The organism is Rahnella perminowiae (genome assembly GCF_019049695.1).
In the GTDB taxonomy this organism is placed as follows: Bacteria; Pseudomonadota; Gammaproteobacteria; order Enterobacterales; family Enterobacteriaceae; genus Rahnella; species Rahnella perminowiae.
Genome location: NZ_JAFMOT010000180.1, coordinates 96,414 through 110,731 on the forward strand (window position 1 = coordinate 96,414; position 14,318 = coordinate 110,731).

General features: G+C 56.6%; 13 protein-coding genes. 7 read left to right on the forward strand and 6 right to left on the reverse strand.

The window, feature by feature from the left end; all coding sequences use genetic code 11:
* Nucleotides 1-136 precede the first annotated feature (136 nt).
* The 7 genes from pqqA to J1781_RS15600 are packed head-to-tail and all read left to right on the forward strand — an operon-like array spanning nucleotide 137 to nucleotide 6,816.
* The gene (pqqA, locus tag J1781_RS15570; protein WP_013578120.1) at nucleotides 137-208 is read left to right on the forward strand and encodes a pyrroloquinoline quinone precursor peptide PqqA; all 72 of its coding nucleotides are present in this window, start codon (nucleotides 137-139) and stop codon (nucleotides 206-208) included.
* Nucleotides 209-265: 57 nt separating this feature from the next.
* On the forward strand, nucleotides 266-1,177 hold the full coding sequence (pqqB, locus tag J1781_RS15575) for a pyrroloquinoline quinone biosynthesis protein PqqB (RefSeq protein WP_129953680.1): 912 nt from the start codon (nucleotides 266-268) through the stop codon (nucleotides 1,175-1,177).
* 12 nt (nucleotides 1,178-1,189) lie between these two features.
* Complete coding sequence (pqqC, locus tag J1781_RS15580) at nucleotides 1,190-1,957, forward strand: pyrroloquinoline-quinone synthase PqqC (protein WP_129953681.1); 768 nt, start codon at nucleotides 1,190-1,192, stop codon at nucleotides 1,955-1,957.
* 26 nt (nucleotides 1,958-1,983) lie between these two features.
* Entirely contained in the window at nucleotides 1,984-2,241 is a 258-nt protein-coding gene (pqqD, locus tag J1781_RS15585; RefSeq protein WP_235174637.1) for a pyrroloquinoline quinone biosynthesis peptide chaperone PqqD, read from the forward strand.
* Nucleotides 2,204-3,361, forward strand: coding sequence for a pyrroloquinoline quinone biosynthesis protein PqqE (gene pqqE / locus J1781_RS15590; protein WP_217233869.1), 1,158 nt, complete (start codon nucleotides 2,204-2,206; stop codon nucleotides 3,359-3,361). The genes pqqD and pqqE overlap by 38 nt, the downstream gene beginning before the upstream one ends.
* 7 nt (nucleotides 3,362-3,368) lie before the next feature.
* Nucleotides 3,369-5,636 (forward strand): pyrroloquinoline quinone biosynthesis protein PqqF, encoded by a 2,268-nt coding sequence (gene pqqF / locus J1781_RS15595; RefSeq protein ID WP_217233850.1) that lies wholly within the window; start codon nucleotides 3,369-3,371, stop codon nucleotides 5,634-5,636.
* 49 nt (nucleotides 5,637-5,685) lie between these two features.
* Nucleotides 5,686-6,816 carry a sensor domain-containing diguanylate cyclase gene (locus J1781_RS15600; protein ID WP_217233851.1) on the forward strand — a complete coding sequence of 377 codons (1,131 nt, stop codon included), beginning with the start codon at nucleotides 5,686-5,688 and terminating at the stop codon, nucleotides 6,814-6,816.
* Between the two features lie 41 nt (nucleotides 6,817-6,857).
* Here J1781_RS15600 and lldD read toward each other — a convergent pair whose 3' ends face one another.
* The 6 genes from lldD to fecA all read right to left on the reverse strand — a co-directional run bounded on the left by lldD (nucleotide 6,858) and on the right by fecA (nucleotide 14,229).
* Nucleotides 6,858-8,021 (reverse strand): FMN-dependent L-lactate dehydrogenase LldD, encoded by a 1,164-nt coding sequence (gene lldD, locus J1781_RS15605; RefSeq protein WP_129953685.1) that lies wholly within the window; start codon nucleotides 8,019-8,021, stop codon nucleotides 6,858-6,860.
* 106 nt (nucleotides 8,022-8,127) lie between these two features.
* Nucleotides 8,128-8,895: a Fe(3+) dicitrate ABC transporter ATP-binding protein FecE gene (gene fecE / locus J1781_RS15610; RefSeq protein WP_217233852.1), complete on the reverse strand. Its 768-nt coding sequence runs from the start codon at nucleotides 8,893-8,895 to the stop codon at nucleotides 8,128-8,130.
* Nucleotides 8,896-8,897: 2 nt separating this feature from the next.
* Nucleotides 8,898-9,860, reverse strand: coding sequence for a Fe(3+) dicitrate ABC transporter permease subunit FecD (gene fecD, locus J1781_RS15615; protein WP_217219562.1), 963 nt, complete (start codon nucleotides 9,858-9,860; stop codon nucleotides 8,898-8,900).
* Nucleotides 9,857-10,861, reverse strand: coding sequence for an iron-dicitrate ABC transporter permease FecC (gene fecC / locus J1781_RS15620; protein WP_217219561.1), 1,005 nt, complete (start codon nucleotides 10,859-10,861; stop codon nucleotides 9,857-9,859). Before fecC ends, fecD begins: the two co-directional genes overlap by 4 nt.
* The gene (locus J1781_RS15625) at nucleotides 10,858-11,763 is read right to left on the reverse strand and encodes a Fe(3+) dicitrate ABC transporter substrate-binding protein FecB (protein ID WP_217233853.1); all 906 of its coding nucleotides are present in this window, start codon (nucleotides 11,761-11,763) and stop codon (nucleotides 10,858-10,860) included. Before J1781_RS15625 ends, fecC begins: the two co-directional genes overlap by 4 nt.
* Before the next feature lie 105 nt (nucleotides 11,764-11,868).
* A complete protein-coding gene (gene fecA, locus J1781_RS15630) occupies nucleotides 11,869-14,229 on the reverse strand; it encodes a TonB-dependent Fe(3+) dicitrate receptor FecA (protein WP_217233854.1) in 2,361 nt (786 codons plus the stop codon).
* Nucleotides 14,230-14,318 lie beyond the last annotated feature (89 nt).

The window sequence follows — 14,318 nt, forward strand, 5'->3', positions numbered from 1 at the left end:
CTTACAGGGCAATATCGGTTTGCGTTCATCGCAACATTTTTATAGCCAAACCATCAATATTTGACAATAAGCCGATCACCTGCCGCAATTAAAGCAGCAGTGAACTTAACACTGTAATCACCAAGAGGACATTATTATGTGGACTAAACCTTCATTCGAAGACCTGCGTTTAGGCTTAGAAGTGACACTGTACATTTCTAACCGCTAAGCCTTTATGCCCACGGTTAACTGTGGGCATCTTCCTTCCCTTTCCCCTGGTTTTCATATGCAGATTATCGTACTTGGTTCCGCAGCTGGCGGCGGTTTCCCTCAGTGGAACTGCAATTGCAGCAATTGTCAGGGCGTGCGCAATGGCACCATGAAAACGTCCCCGCGCACGCAGTCTTCTATTGCCGTCAGCGATAATGGCACCGACTGGGTGCTGTGTAATGCCTCGCCGGACATCTGTCACCAGATTGCCGCTACGCCGGAACTGATAAAACACGACGTTTTACGCGGCACCGCTATCGGGTCAATCATCCTGACCGATAGCCAGATTGATCACTGCACCGGCCTGCTGAATTTGCGTGAAGGCTGCCCGCATCAGGTCTGGTGTACGCCGGAAGTCCACGAAGATCTGACCACCGGTTTCCCGATCTTTACCATGCTTTCTCACTGGAATGGTGGCCTGCAACACCACGCTATCGAGCCGGAGAACCGCTTCTCCGTTGCCGTGTGCCCGAACCTTACATTCACCGCCATTCCGCTGCTGAGCAATGCGCCACCGTATTCGAAATATCGCGGTAAGCCGCTGCCCGGTCACAATATCGCGCTGTTTATCGAAGACTCCCATACCGGCACCTCGCTGCTGTATGCACCGGGTCTGGGCGAGCCGGACGATGAACTGCTGAAATGGCTGAACAAAGCGGATTGCCTGCTGATTGACGGCACACTGTGGCAGGACAACGAGCTGGCAACCACCGGCGTAGGCCGAAATACCGGCAAAGACATGGGCCATCTGGCGCTTGCCGAAGAACAGGGGCTGATCGCCCTGCTGTCGTCACTTCCGGCAAAACGCAAAATTCTCATCCATATTAATAATACCAACCCGATCCTCAATGAATCCTCTGCCGAGCGGCAGGCGCTGACGCAACAAAACATCGAAGTCAGCCGGGACGGGATGCGCATCGAACTGTAGGGCAAAACGACCATGAGCATATCGACAACACAGACGTCACCGATGACGCCGCAGGAATTTGAACAGGCGCTGCGTGCCAAAGGCGCGTTTTATCACATCCATCATCCGTACCACATTGCGATGCATAACGGTCAGGCAACCCGCGAGCAAATTCAGGGCTGGGTGGCGAACCGTTTCTATTATCAGACCAGCATTCCGCTGAAAGACGCGGCGATCATGGCCAACTGTCCGGATGCGCAAACCCGCCGTAAATGGGTACAGCGTATTCTCGATCACGACGGACATGGCGGCAGTGAAGGCGGTATCGAAGCCTGGCTGCGTCTGGGCGAAGCGGTGGGGTTAGACCGCGATGTGCTGCTTTCAGAAGAAAGGGTGTTACCGGGGGTGCGTTTTGCGGTCGATGCCTACGTCAATTTTGCCCGCCGCGCCGTCTGGCAGGAAGCCGCGTGCAGCTCGCTGACGGAACTGTTCGCTCCGCAAATCCATCAGGCACGCCTCGACACCTGGCCGCAGCATTACACATGGATTGAGGAAGAAGGTTACGGTTATTTCCGCAGCCGCCTGAGCCAGGCTAACCGCGACGTCGAACACGGCCTGCAACTGGCGCTGGAGTATTGCGATACTGTCGAAAAACAACAGCGCATGCTGGAAATTCTGCAATTCAAACTCGATATTTTGTGGAGCATGCTCGATTCCATGAGCATGGCCTACGAACTGAACCGCCCGCCGTACCACAGCGTGACGCAACAGGCGGTCTGGCATAAAGGAAGACTCCTGTGATCACCATTACCGAACACTACACGCCGATGTTTCGTCGCGGCTACCGCATGCAGTTTGAGAAAACGCAGGACTGCCATGTGATTTTGTATCCGGAAGGGATGGCGAAACTCAACGACAGCGCGACCTTCATTTTACAACTCGTGGATGGCGAGCGGACGATCGCCAATATCATTGATGAGCTGAATACGCGTTTCCCGGATGCCGGCGGCGTGAATGACGACGTCAAAGACTTCTTCGCTCAAGCCCATGCACAAAAGTGGATTACGTTCCGTGAACCGGCTTAACCCTGCGGTCAAACCGCCGCTGTGGCTGCTGGCCGAACTGACCTACCGCTGCCCGCTGCAATGCCCGTATTGCTCGAATCCGCTCGACTTTGCTAAACAGGAAAAAGAGCTGACCACCGCGCAGTGGATCAAAGTGTTCGAAGAAGCGCGGGAAATGGGCGCGGTGCAAATCGGTTTCTCCGGCGGTGAACCGCTGGTGCGTAAAGATTTGCCGGAACTTATCCGTGCCGCGCGGGATCTCGGTTTTTATACCAACCTGATCACCTCCGGCATCGGGCTGAGCGAAAAGAAAATCGATGCGTTTGCCGACGCCGGACTGGATCATATCCAGATCAGTTTTCAGGCCAGCGATGAGACGCTGAACGCCGCGCTGGCGGGTAACGCCAAAGCATTCCGGCAAAAACTCGACATGGCCAAAGCGGTAAAAGCCCACGGTTATCCGATGGTGCTGAACTTCGTGTTGCACCGTCATAACATCGATCAGATCGACAAGATCATTGATCTGAGCATTGAACTGGAAGCCGATGATGTCGAGCTGGCGACCTGTCAGTTTTATGGCTGGGCGCAGCTCAACCGCGAAGGTTTACTGCCTACCCGCGACCAGATCGCCCGCGCCGAAAATGTGGTGCACCAGTACCGCGAAAAAATGGCCGGCACCGGTAATCTGGCCAACCTGCTGTTTGTGACACCCGATTATTATGAAGAACGTCCGAAAGGCTGCATGGGCGGCTGGGGAGCGATATTCCTCAGTGTGACGCCGGAAGGCATGGCGCTGCCGTGCCACAGCGCGCGCCAGTTGCCGGTGGAATTCCCGTCGGTGCTGAATAATACCTTGCAGGAAATCTGGTACGACTCGTTCGGTTTTAACAAATACCGCGGCTTCGACTGGATGCCGGAACCCTGCCGTTCGTGTTCAGAAAAAGAGAAAGACTTCGGCGGCTGCCGCTGTCAGGCCTTTATGCTCACCGGCAATGCCGACAACGCCGATCCGGTGTGTTCAAAATCTGAACATCACGGCAAAATCCTCGCCGCACGAGAACAGGCCAATTGCACCAACATTCAGATCAATCAGTTGCAGTTCCGCAACCGCGCGAACTCTCAGTTGATTTTTAAAGGCTGAGGGTCTGATGCTGCCAGCCGCAGAGACCCTGACACTGAGCAACGGATTGCGGGTCAATATTCTCCATGACCCGCAGGCTTCACGTGCCGCCGCGCTTATTCATCTCAATGCCGGAAGTCATCACGAACCGGAGGAATTTCCCGGGCTGGCGCATCTGTTTGAGCATGTAGTGTTTGCCGGAAGCCATCAGTTTCAGGGCGATGACCGGCTGATGATGTGGGCGCAGGCGCAGGGCGCACGACTCAACGCCACCACGCATGCCACCTCGACGGCATGGTTTTTTGATATGACACCGGCAAAGTTTGAAGAAGGACTGGCGCGTCTGACGGACATGCTGGTGCAGCCTTTGCTGACCACAGATGCCGTACAGCAGGAAGTGGCCGTGATCGACGCCGAATATCGCATGCTGACCGCTCATACGGATTCCCTTTGTGATGCGGCGCTGAGCCTGGCTTTTGCCGCACCGGCACAACTGCGCGATTTTCACGTCGGTCACCGTACCGCTTTCGGTGAGGATATTTCCGCTCTGCAACAGGCGCTGATACATTATCATCAGCAATTCTTCACCGCACGACGGCTCACGCTGTGGCTGCAAGGCCCGCAATCGGTCGCTGAACTCGCTGCACTGGCCGGGCGTTACGGCAATGCCTTTGCTGCCGGTAAAGGTTCCCCACCGGCCCATACTCAGCCACCGGCGCTGAGCCGGGAACGCTATCTTCAGTTGCGTCTGGAAAGTTCGCCACGCCTGCGTTTTTCATTCCCGGTGACGCTTTCTCCGGCGCTGACATTACTGCGCCAGTTGCTTACCGATGAAGCGCCGGGCAGTTTACTGGAACAACTGCGAACGCAGGCGCTGGCCGACAGCGTGCGGGTTTCGCTACCTTATACGGATACCACGCACGCCATCCTCAGCATTGAATTTTTCGTCTGCGATACCCCCCTGGCCTTGCGTGCCGGTGTCGAAACGTTGTTCTGCCACTGGCTGCAACAGGTTCGCGACTTAAGCACCGGACATTTGCAGCATTATGTAGCCCTCGCCCGTCGCGACTTCAGCCGTTTAACACCGCTGGAGCAACTGCGCGCCCGCACCCTGGATTTCCCGCCTGCGGCTCAAAACGGCTGGCAGAAATTGCTCAGCGAACTAAAGCCGGAAAATATGACACGGCTGTGGATTGCCCGGGATGTGCACGGACATAACGCGTCAGTTCAGGGTTTTACTTTACCGGTCAGTTTCTCTGCCTGGCAGTCGAAAAGTGACAGTGTCACTGAATCACACTTTATGTTTTACCTCCCTCACGCAGAAGAAGCGCATACAGCGGATGAAAGCATACAGACAACCGGCGCTCCGCTGACCTTACTGCAGGCCTGCATCGCCCGTGCCAGCCTGCGGGCACTGTGTGCATTGTCCGCCCATCAGGGGAATTCGCTGATATTCAGCTACGAACAGGGAAACGGATTATTACAGCTTAGCGGATGTCAGGCATGGACGGCGCGCACGCTCGCGGCCGCACTGAGACTGCTGCGCGCGCCTTCTCCCGCCGCGCTGGCACAAGGCAGGCGACTGTTTGAGCAGGAACAGCGTCAGCTGAGATCGGACATCGCGATACGCACCCTGCTGGCAACATTGCCGGAAGTGGTCAGTGAATCATCCGGGGAAGTACATGAATTGCGGGTTGCGGGTGATGATGCCGCCGTGCTGGTATTCTGCCCGCTGGCGGAAAACACCGCTGAATGTCTGGCCGCCACGCAGATTTTGGCGTATTTGCTTGAGCCAAAGTTCTTCCGGCAATTGCGCGTCGAGAAAAATATCGGCTATGTGGTGAGCTGCCGTTTCCATCAGACGGCGCGTCAGTCCGGGATTTTGTTTGCATTACAATCGCCGTCGTATGACACAGAAACGCTGCTGGGGTTTATCGATACTTTTATCGCGGAGATCCCGTCCGTCATTGATGGCATCACCCCACAGACACTGGAAGAAAAGCGCTGCACGCTGCGGGAATCGCTGAGCGTGAGGCCAGCTGACAGGCTGGAAGCGGCGAGGCAACAGTGGCTGAGGGAGTTTGCCTGTGCGCCGGAAATCAATGAAGCGTCTGTTGCGGCGATTACAACAGAACAACTGCTCGCCTGTGTACGAGCACCGGACAACTCCCTTCCCTGCACAGGGGAGGGTTTGAGTGGGGTATTACAGAAAAATCAAGAAGTTGATGTCGGCTTTGGCCATCGCTTCGTCCTTAAAACCCCCTCTCCGCCTCCCCCTTCGCAGGGTGAGGAGTAAAAAGTTTTCTTCAGCTACACTGTACGCAGATAAGATGTTAAGGATAAACATGCAAACTCCTCCCGTTCTCCAGCCGGACCACGCATTCCACACCCTGCTGGATCACTATAAAAAAGCGTCATTGCGTACCAGCGGCATCTGGTTACTGCTCGCTAATCTGAGCTTTGTGCTTTTTCTGTTTGGCCGGCACCAGTTCCGGGTATTGCTGGATCCGCACGCCGATGTGGCGGTTTCCGGTCCGGTGCTGGATAAGCTGGCACTGATTTTTCTGGTTTTTATCATCCTTCTTTTACCCGTATTGCGCTTCATACGCTCACGTACGCCCGCGATGGTACTGGCGTTTCTGGTCGGTTTGTACTGGGCCGTCGTGTTCCATTTCATGCTGACCAGTGATACGCAGCAACAACTGGTCTTCCCGCTTTTCTGCATGCTGATTTTTACGGCGCTGATTGCGTTGTACCCGACCATGCCGATCCTTTACAGCTTCACATTGCCGCTGTGGTTTTCATTATTTTTTCATCTGATACTGCTGAAAGCGGATATTCCGGTTCTGGAAATCGTCGCGATGATTGTCGCCAGCGCCCTGTTTGAGACAGCGCGTATTATGCTGAGCCGCTGGTTTGTGCTTTCCGTGCGGCGGGAATGCGACAACCAGTTGCTGGTCAGTAAGCTGGATAACCTGGCACATTACGATCCGCTGACAGGTGTAGCGAACCGCCGCCAGCTCGATAAACAACTTCAACAACTGATTGCACAAACGGAACGTCAGGGCGGTATTTTTTCCCTGATCATGATTGACGTGGATTATTTCAAAAAATACAACGACCATTATGGTCACCAGGCCGGAGACAACTGCCTCGTGGACATTGCGAAGTGTTTCAGGCAGGTGGTCAGGCAACCGGCCGATCTGGTGGCCCGTTATGGCGGTGAGGAGTTTGTGATCCTGCTGCACAGCGCCGCTGCAACAGATGCAGAAGTGGTCGCACAACGCATCAGGCAAAGTGTGGCGCAGGCGGCCATCCCCCACGCCTTATCGCAGGTGGCAGACACGGTGACAGTCAGTCAGGGCATTATGCAATGGTCGCCGGGCATGACTTCGCTGGAATTACTCCAACGGGCCGACGGCGCACTGTATGACGCCAAGCATGCAGGACGAAACGGCTATTGCGTGGGACAGTGAAGCAGGGCGTGGCTTCGAACGGAAGTTACGCCCTTTGCATTTTATAAGCTCGCGCGGTGAACCTGATTCCGTCCGTAGACCAGGGAGTCCCCGCTGATGTCAGCAATGGATTTCGCACCGGTCAGTATCATTGCGACCCGCATTTCTTTTTCGATAAGATTCAGCAGATTAATCACCCCCGCCTCGCCCGCTGCGGCCAGTGCATACACAAATGCCCTGCCCAACAGCACACTGTCGGCACCGAGGGCGATCATACGCACCACATCCAGCCCGGTACGGATGCCGGAATCCGCGAGAATAGTGATATCGCCTTTCACCGCATCCGCAATAGCAGGCAGCGCGTGAGCGGTGGACAGCACCCCGTCGAGCTGCCGGCCGCCGTGGTTGGAGACCACAATGCCATCGGCACCAAATTTTACGGCGTCTTTGGCATCTTCCGGATCCAGAATGCCTTTAATAATCATCGGACCTTTCCAGAACTCACGGATCCATTCCAGGTCTTTCCAGGAAATCGACGGGTCGAAGTTCGCCGCCAGCCAGCCGATGTAATCCTCCAGTGTGGTCGGTTTACCGCGATAGGCCGAAACATTACCAAGATCATGCGGTTTGCCATTCAGGCCGACATCCCATGCCCATTGCGGATGCATCACTGCCTGAAACATCCGGCGTGCGACGGCATTCGGGCCACTCATACCGGAATGCGCATCGCGATAACGTGCGCCGGGCGTCGGCATATCCACGGTAAACACTAATGTTTTGACGCCCGCGGCCTGCGCACGTTCCAGCGCATTGCGCATGAAACCACGATCTTTGAGTACGTAAAGCTGGAACCACATCGGACGGTCGATGGCCGGTGCCACCTCTTCAATCGGACAGACAGAGACGGTCGACAACGTGAAAGGAATACCTTTTTTCGCTGCCGCACGGGCCGCCTGAACTTCGCCGCGTCGCGCGTACATGCCGGTCAGACCCACCGGTGCCAGCACGACGGGCATCGCCAGCTTTTCGCCAAACAGTTGGGTCTCCAGGCTGAGATCAGACATGTTTTTGAGGATGCGCTGGCGCAGGGCGATATCGGCCAGATCGGCGGTATTACGTCTGAGCGTATGCTCGTTGTAAGCACCACCGTCGATGTAATGAAACAGAAATGGCGGCAGTTTACTTTTTGCCGCAGCGCGGTAGTCCGTTGATGCAGAAATAATCATTGTTTCTCTCGTTATTTTGCGCTCTTTTTAATGGCGCTGTAGGGGTGTCAGAAGTGTAGTTTATAAACCCCGTCTGAGAGGAAAACAATGACAATGAAAACCGGAACTATTTCACGATACACATCGGCTTACCGGTTACCGGTTCCGGATAGATTTGCGCATCAATGTCAAACACCTGTGCCAGCAATGCAGGCGTCATCACCTCCTCCGGCGTGCCCTGCGCGATGATATTCCCCTCGGCCATCATCACCAGATAATCACAATAACGGCTGGCCTGATTCAGGTCATGCAGCACCGCCACCAGCGTTTTCCCCTGCTGATTCTGACTGCGCAACAGGCTCATCAGCTCCACCTGATGACTGATATCGAGGTAAGTGGTCGGCTCGTCGAGCAGCACCAGCGGCGTATCCTGTGCCAGTACCATCGCCAGAAACACCCGCTGACGCTGTCCGCCGGAGAGCTCACTGACGCGTTTATCTGCCAGTGCTGTGATATTGGTTTCCTGCATCGCCCGTTCGACGATGGCCTTATCCTGCTGCCCCAGCCTGCCCCACAGGTTCAGCCACGGGCTGCGGCCATAGCCCACCAGTTCACGCACGCTGATACCTTCCGGCGCAATATGCTGCTGCGTCAGTAACGCCAGTTTGCGGGCGAGCCGGCGGCCATGAAGCGCAGATAAATCCTCATCGCCGAGACGCAACGTGCCGCAGGCAGGTGTCAGCAAACGTGCAAAGCATTTCAGCAGCGTGGATTTTCCGCAGCCGTTCGGGCCGATCAGCGCGGTAATTTTCCCGGCGGGTAGCGTCAGCGACAGGCCATTAAGGACATTTTTATTGCCGTATCCGGCAGTCAGATTTTCTGCACTGAGTTGCATAATCAGCGGGTTCTCATTAATAACCAGAAGAAATACGGCGCACCAATCACCGCCGTTAATACGCCCGCAGGCAGTTCCAGCGGCGGGTTCAGCGTTCGCGCCAGCACATCTGCCAGTAGCAGAATCAGCGCCCCGACCAGTAATGACGCCGGGATCAGCGCACGGTGGCGGCCACCGGCCAGTTTGCGGGTCAGGTGTGGTGCCACTAAACCGATAAAACCAACCGGTCCGCAGGCCGCAACGCTTACCGCCGCCAGCGCCACGGCCAGCAACAACACCAGCCGCTGCACACGGGATACGCGAATACCCAGCGTCGAGGCGCTGTCATCACCGAGCGCCATCACATCCAGGTCACGGCAAAACCACAAACTCAGCGGCAGCAGGATCAGCAACCAAGGCGCGACTATCTCAACAAAATTCCAGCCGCGCCCCCACAGGCTGCCGGTCAGCCACATCAGGGCGTTGTTGATTTCCATCGGGTGTGACAGCATCAGGTAGTCAGTCAGGCTGGCGTAAAAGGCAGTCAGTGCAACCCCCGTCAGCGCCAGACGTAACGGTGCGGAACGCCCGGCCATCAGGCGCAGCAACACAAAAGCGGCGATACCGCCGGTAAACGCCAGCGGCGGCAGCCATAACACCGGCAGCGCAGGTAATAGCATCAGCGCCCCTGCTGAGACTAATCCGGCAGCATGATTAACCCCCAGAATGTCCGGCGAGGCCAGCGGATTGCGGATAATCCCCTGCACCAGCACGCCGGAAAGCGCCAGCGCCGCCCCGACCAGCATCGCCAGCAAGGTGCGCGGCAGCCGGTATTCAAACAGCGCAAAATGATTGCTGTCAGCGGGCGACATTGCCAGACGCATTTGCTCAAATGTCAGCGTGTGGGTTCCGTAACGCAGGGAAATCACAAAAGTCAGCAGCAACAACACGCTGAGCGTGAGGAAAAGAGTGACCTGCCGGGTCATGTGCGCGTCCTCACCAGCCAGACAAAGAACGGTGCGCCGATCAGCGCCAGCACCACGCCCGCCGGTAATTCGCCCGGCCACGCCAGGAAACGCGCCAGTAAATCGGCCAGCAGCATCAGTGTGGCACCGAAAATCATGCTGAGCGGCAACATGCGGCGCAAATCATAGCCAATCCAGTAACGGGAAATATGCGGCACCAGCAGACCGATAAACGCCAGCGGTCCGGCGACACTGACGCAGGCGCCGACCAGCAGCAACACCAGCAGATTAATGGTCAGGCGCAGACGCGGCAGGTTGACGCCCAGTGTCTGCGCACTGTCATCGCTGACCTGTAACAGGTTCAGGCGACCGGCAAGCAGCATCACCCATGGCGCGATGATCGCGGTGAACGGAAACAGGTGCCAGAATTCCGGCCAGCGGGCATGCGCCACGCCACCGGCCAGCCAGCTCAGAATACCGTAGGCGTGGTCTTCGGAGAGGATCAGCGTGGCTTTCGCCAGTGCGGCGCACAGCGCAGAAACCGCCACGCCAGCGAGGATCAACCGGCTGCGATCACCAGCCTGCTGCCAGCCGCCGCCCGTCAGCATTACCGCGCCCCAACTGATACCGCCGCCCAGCGCGGCCACCAGCGCGATGCTGAAGCCGGAGAAAAGTTGCGGGCTGAAGGCGCTGACCCATACCATCGCCAGCGACGCTCCGGCGTTGATACCAAACAGTGAAGGCGATGCCAGCGGATTGCGGGTGAGGGTTTGCAGCAAACTGCCCGCCAGCGCCAGGCTGGCACCCAGCAGCATCGCCACCAGGCTGCGCGGCAGGCGCAGATTCAGTACAAGCGCCTGCGCCAAAGAATCCGGCGGTCCGGGCAGTAAGGCGCGCAAAGCGTCAAAAGCCCCCACCGGCACCGCTGAACGGCAAAAAAGCGTTAGCCAGAAGCTGACGCCTAATATGAGCAAAGGCAGCGTCCAGCGCCACCCGGCAAATACATGTTTTACTGCCTTCATGGTGCGGTTTTCAGCGCCTGATGATGCAGGATCCGCACCGTGTCGCCGGCGATCTGTTCGGCGGCAAATACCCCGCGCATCCGTGCCCAGACGTTACTGTCCACAGACGCCACCTGTTTTTGCTGTGCGGCTTTCATCATTTGCCACAGCGGATCCTGCTGCCACCGGCGCACGATGCTTTCCTGACGGTAGTGCGCGACGATCAGCCAGTCAGGATTGATCGCCAGCAACTGCTCGAAGCTGATATTGGCCAGCGCCTGCTGATTAACCGGCTCCGGCACAATCAGGCCGAGTGAGGTCAGCACACTGCCGGTGTAAGAACCACGCGTATGCAGGTTGAACTGCTGCTCGCGCGAAGTGCCGAAAACCACCTGCGTGCCTTTTGGCAACTGCGCGGCAAACGCCTGCATCCGCTGGTGATGTTCATTCAGCCGTTGTTGCATCAGCACATCTTTACCCAGCACCTTGCCGATGATCGCCGCCGATTCCAGATTCTCACTGTAGGTTTCGTTGCGGGATTTCAGCAACAGCGTCGGCGCTATGCCTTTCAGTGCGGTGTAAATTCCGCTGTGACGGCTGCTGTCAGCGATGATTAAATCCGGTTTCAGCGCGGCAATCGCCTCAAGGCTCGGCTGCGAACGCGTGCCGACCGACTGCCAGGCACTGATGCGCTGACGCACCTGCGGCAAAATACGATCCGCATCGTTATCGTCTGCCACGCCCACCGGGCTGACATCCACCAGCGCCAGCGCATCCACAAAGGACAGTTCCAGCACCACCACATGTTTTGGCGTGGTATCAATCGTAAAACTGCCCTGCTGATCCGTTACCGTCACGGCCTGCGCGCAAGCCAGTGAAAAACATAAGCCGGTAAAAAGCGTAAAGCGCGAGAAAAAAGACATAAAACCTCTGTGCGTTATCAGTTATTAAACCTTGCCGAAACCCTGTGGATTGCATGCTGCAACCGCGTGAAGCCAACCACGCGGCAACATGAAAGACGAGGGGTCTCAGAACTTCAGCGAGCCCTGCATATACAACGTCCGCGGCTGCCCTGCGTAGATGCCTTTGTTGTTATCGTCATAGGCGCGGGTGAAATATTCGTGGTCGAAGATGTTTTTCACACCGAAGGCCAGATTCAGGTTTGCCATGTCTGCACCGAACTGATAACCGGCACGTGCGCCCCACAGCATAAAGCCGGGAATGCGGCCGGTGCTACCGTCAGCACTTTCTTTAACGGTATTAGCATTATCGGCAAACTGGCCGGACTGGTATTCACTGTTGACGTTGAAGAACCAGTTACCCGGTGTGTAATCCAGCCCCAGCGTGCCTTTGTTTTTTGGCGAGAACGGCACCTGATTGCCGTGCGTATCGCCCTCTTCGCGGATCACCGCGTTGACATAGGCGTAACTGGCGTAGGCAGAGACATTTTCCAGTTTCGGCGACAGATCGGACAGGTCGTAACGGATCTGGCTTTCCAGCCCGGTATGACGGGTTTTACCGCGTGCGGTTACGCTGTCGGTGGTCTGGCTGGAATCGTACTGATTGTTAAAGTTGATCAGGAACAGACCGACTTCCGCTTTTACAATGTTGTTATCAAAGCGCGTACCCAGTTCCCAGGTGCGGGCTTTTTCCGGCTCAACGCTGCCGCTGTCCACCGCTTTGCCAATCTGGCTGTACTGCACGGTGCCGAAAGAACCTTCGGTGTTGCCGTAAATATTCCAGGCGTCATTCAGGTGATACACCACATTCAGCGCAGGCAGCGGCGCGTTGTAGCTGATTTCCTGCTTCGTGCCTTTGATATAGTTATTCTGGTACGACTGGATATGCTCGTAGCGCATACCCGGCGTGATGGTCCAGTCGCCGACGTCGATACGGTCATCGATATAAAACGCGTTGGCCTGCGTGCCGGACTGGGTATCACGGTCATACGGGCTGTTTCCGGTCGGCAGTACGCCGGATTTGGCCGGGCTGTAGTAGCGCAGTTCATGGGTGGATTCGCTGACGTAGCGGTAACCGACACCCACTTCATGTGCGGTCTGACCCAGGTTGAAGCTCTGGCTGTAACGCGGTTCGATACCCCGTACCCAATACTGGCGCGGCGAAAGCGTCAGATTCTTGCCCTGATCGAGATAGCCGCTACGCAGTGTGTAGGTGTAGAAGCTCTGAATGTTGAATTTATGCTGTTGATCCGGCTGATACTGATAACCAAAACTCGCCAGCTGACGACGCCCCCAGAATTCATCGTACGGACGCGTGGACTGAAAACGGTTGGCATTGTAATCAGCGCGGGACAAACCGCCCGGCATTTCCGCGCGGCCTTCGTAATATTGCAGCAGGCTGTTAAACGTGTGGATTTCATTTGGCGCGTAACGGGTTTTCAGCATCACATCGTCGATTTTCGTCGCGCTGTGTTCACGCCAGTCGCTGCCGCGGGTGCCGGAATATAACAATGCCCCGCCGAGGCCATTATTGGCCGTGCCGCCAATCATCAGATTGCCGGTGCCTTTCGGGTGATTCTGGCTGGAAGTCGGGCTGTAAGTGCCTTGCGTTCCGGCTTCGATACCAAAATCTTTCGGTATGGCGCGGGTGACAAAGTTCACCACGCCGCCGACGCTTTGCGGCCCGTAACGCACCGCACCGCCGCCGCGTACCACATCCACCGCGTCCATGTTACCGAGTGATACCGGCGCAAGGGAAAGTTGCGGCTGGCCGTAGGGTGCGAACGGCACCGGAATACCGTCCATCAGCACAGTTGAACGGCTGGCAAGACGCGGGTTGAGGCCACGGATACCGAAATTCATCGCCATATCGTGACTCCCGGTGCCGTTATTTTCCGGTGCATTGACGCCCGGAATACGGTTCATGACTTCACGCACCGTCGTCGCGCCGGTTTTCACAAACTCCTCACGTCGGATGACATCACGCGCCCCGCCATGCTCAAAAACGTCATTTTCACGCGCATCCGCCAGCCAGTCACCGAGCACGGTCAGGGATTCCGCCGCCTGCACCGGTACTGCGGTAGCCGTCAGTGTAAAAGCGTTATTTCCCAGTGACCTGGCTTCCAGTCCGCTGTCTGCCAGCAGCGCCGTCAGGCCATCGCCCAGGGTGTAACTTCCCTGCAACCCGTTGCTGTGCTTGCCGCGTGTCAGCGATGAATCCACCGACAGTGTGATACCCGCCGTGGCCGCAAACTGATTCAGAGCGGTATCGAGGTTGCCCGCAGCAATCTGATAAGACGCAGACTGCACCGCAGCCGCAGCGGGAAGCGCAGACATCAGCGCAGCAGGAATGATCGCGCAGTGAACAGCGATCGCCAGTGGTGTTGTTTTGCCAAAAGAACGAACAACGCGTGAGCGTGAAATGGACATACCGTCTCCAGATTTTATGTTTTTTACTGTGTGTTTTTGAGCGTGTTACTCAGGAGTCGGATGAGAATGCAAAAGGGATAATCGCGAAT

Bases quoted from the DNA above. Each gene is read 5' to 3' on its own strand.
- pqqB (WP_129953680.1), top strand. From the start codon at position 266: ATGCAGATTATCGTACTTGGTTCCGCAGCTGGCGGCGGTTTCCCTCAG.
- pqqC (WP_129953681.1), top strand. From the start codon at position 1,190: ATGAGCATATCGACAACACAGACGTCACCGATGACGCCGCAGGAATTT.
- pqqD (WP_235174637.1), top strand. From the start codon at position 1,984: ATGTTTCGTCGCGGCTACCGCATGCAGTTTGAGAAAACGCAGGACTGC.
- pqqE (WP_217233869.1), top strand. From the start codon at position 2,204: ATGCACAAAAGTGGATTACGTTCCGTGAACCGGCTTAACCCTGCGGTC.
- pqqF (WP_217233850.1), top strand. From the start codon at position 3,369: ATGCTGCCAGCCGCAGAGACCCTGACACTGAGCAACGGATTGCGGGTC.
- J1781_RS15600 (WP_217233851.1), top strand. From the start codon at position 5,686: ATGCAAACTCCTCCCGTTCTCCAGCCGGACCACGCATTCCACACCCTG.
- lldD (WP_129953685.1), bottom strand. From the start codon at position 8,021: ATGATTATTTCTGCATCAACGGACTACCGCGCTGCGGCAAAAAGTAAA.
- fecE (WP_217233852.1), bottom strand. From the start codon at position 8,895: ATGCAACTCAGTGCAGAAAATCTGACTGCCGGATACGGCAATAAAAAT.
- fecD (WP_217219562.1), bottom strand. From the start codon at position 9,860: ATGACCCGGCAGGTCACTCTTTTCCTCACGCTCAGCGTGTTGTTGCTG.
- fecC (WP_217219561.1), bottom strand. From the start codon at position 10,861: ATGAAGGCAGTAAAACATGTATTTGCCGGGTGGCGCTGGACGCTGCCT.
- J1781_RS15625 (WP_217233853.1), bottom strand. From the start codon at position 11,763: ATGTCTTTTTTCTCGCGCTTTACGCTTTTTACCGGCTTATGTTTTTCA.
- fecA (WP_217233854.1), bottom strand. From the start codon at position 14,229: ATGTCCATTTCACGCTCACGCGTTGTTCGTTCTTTTGGCAAAACAACA.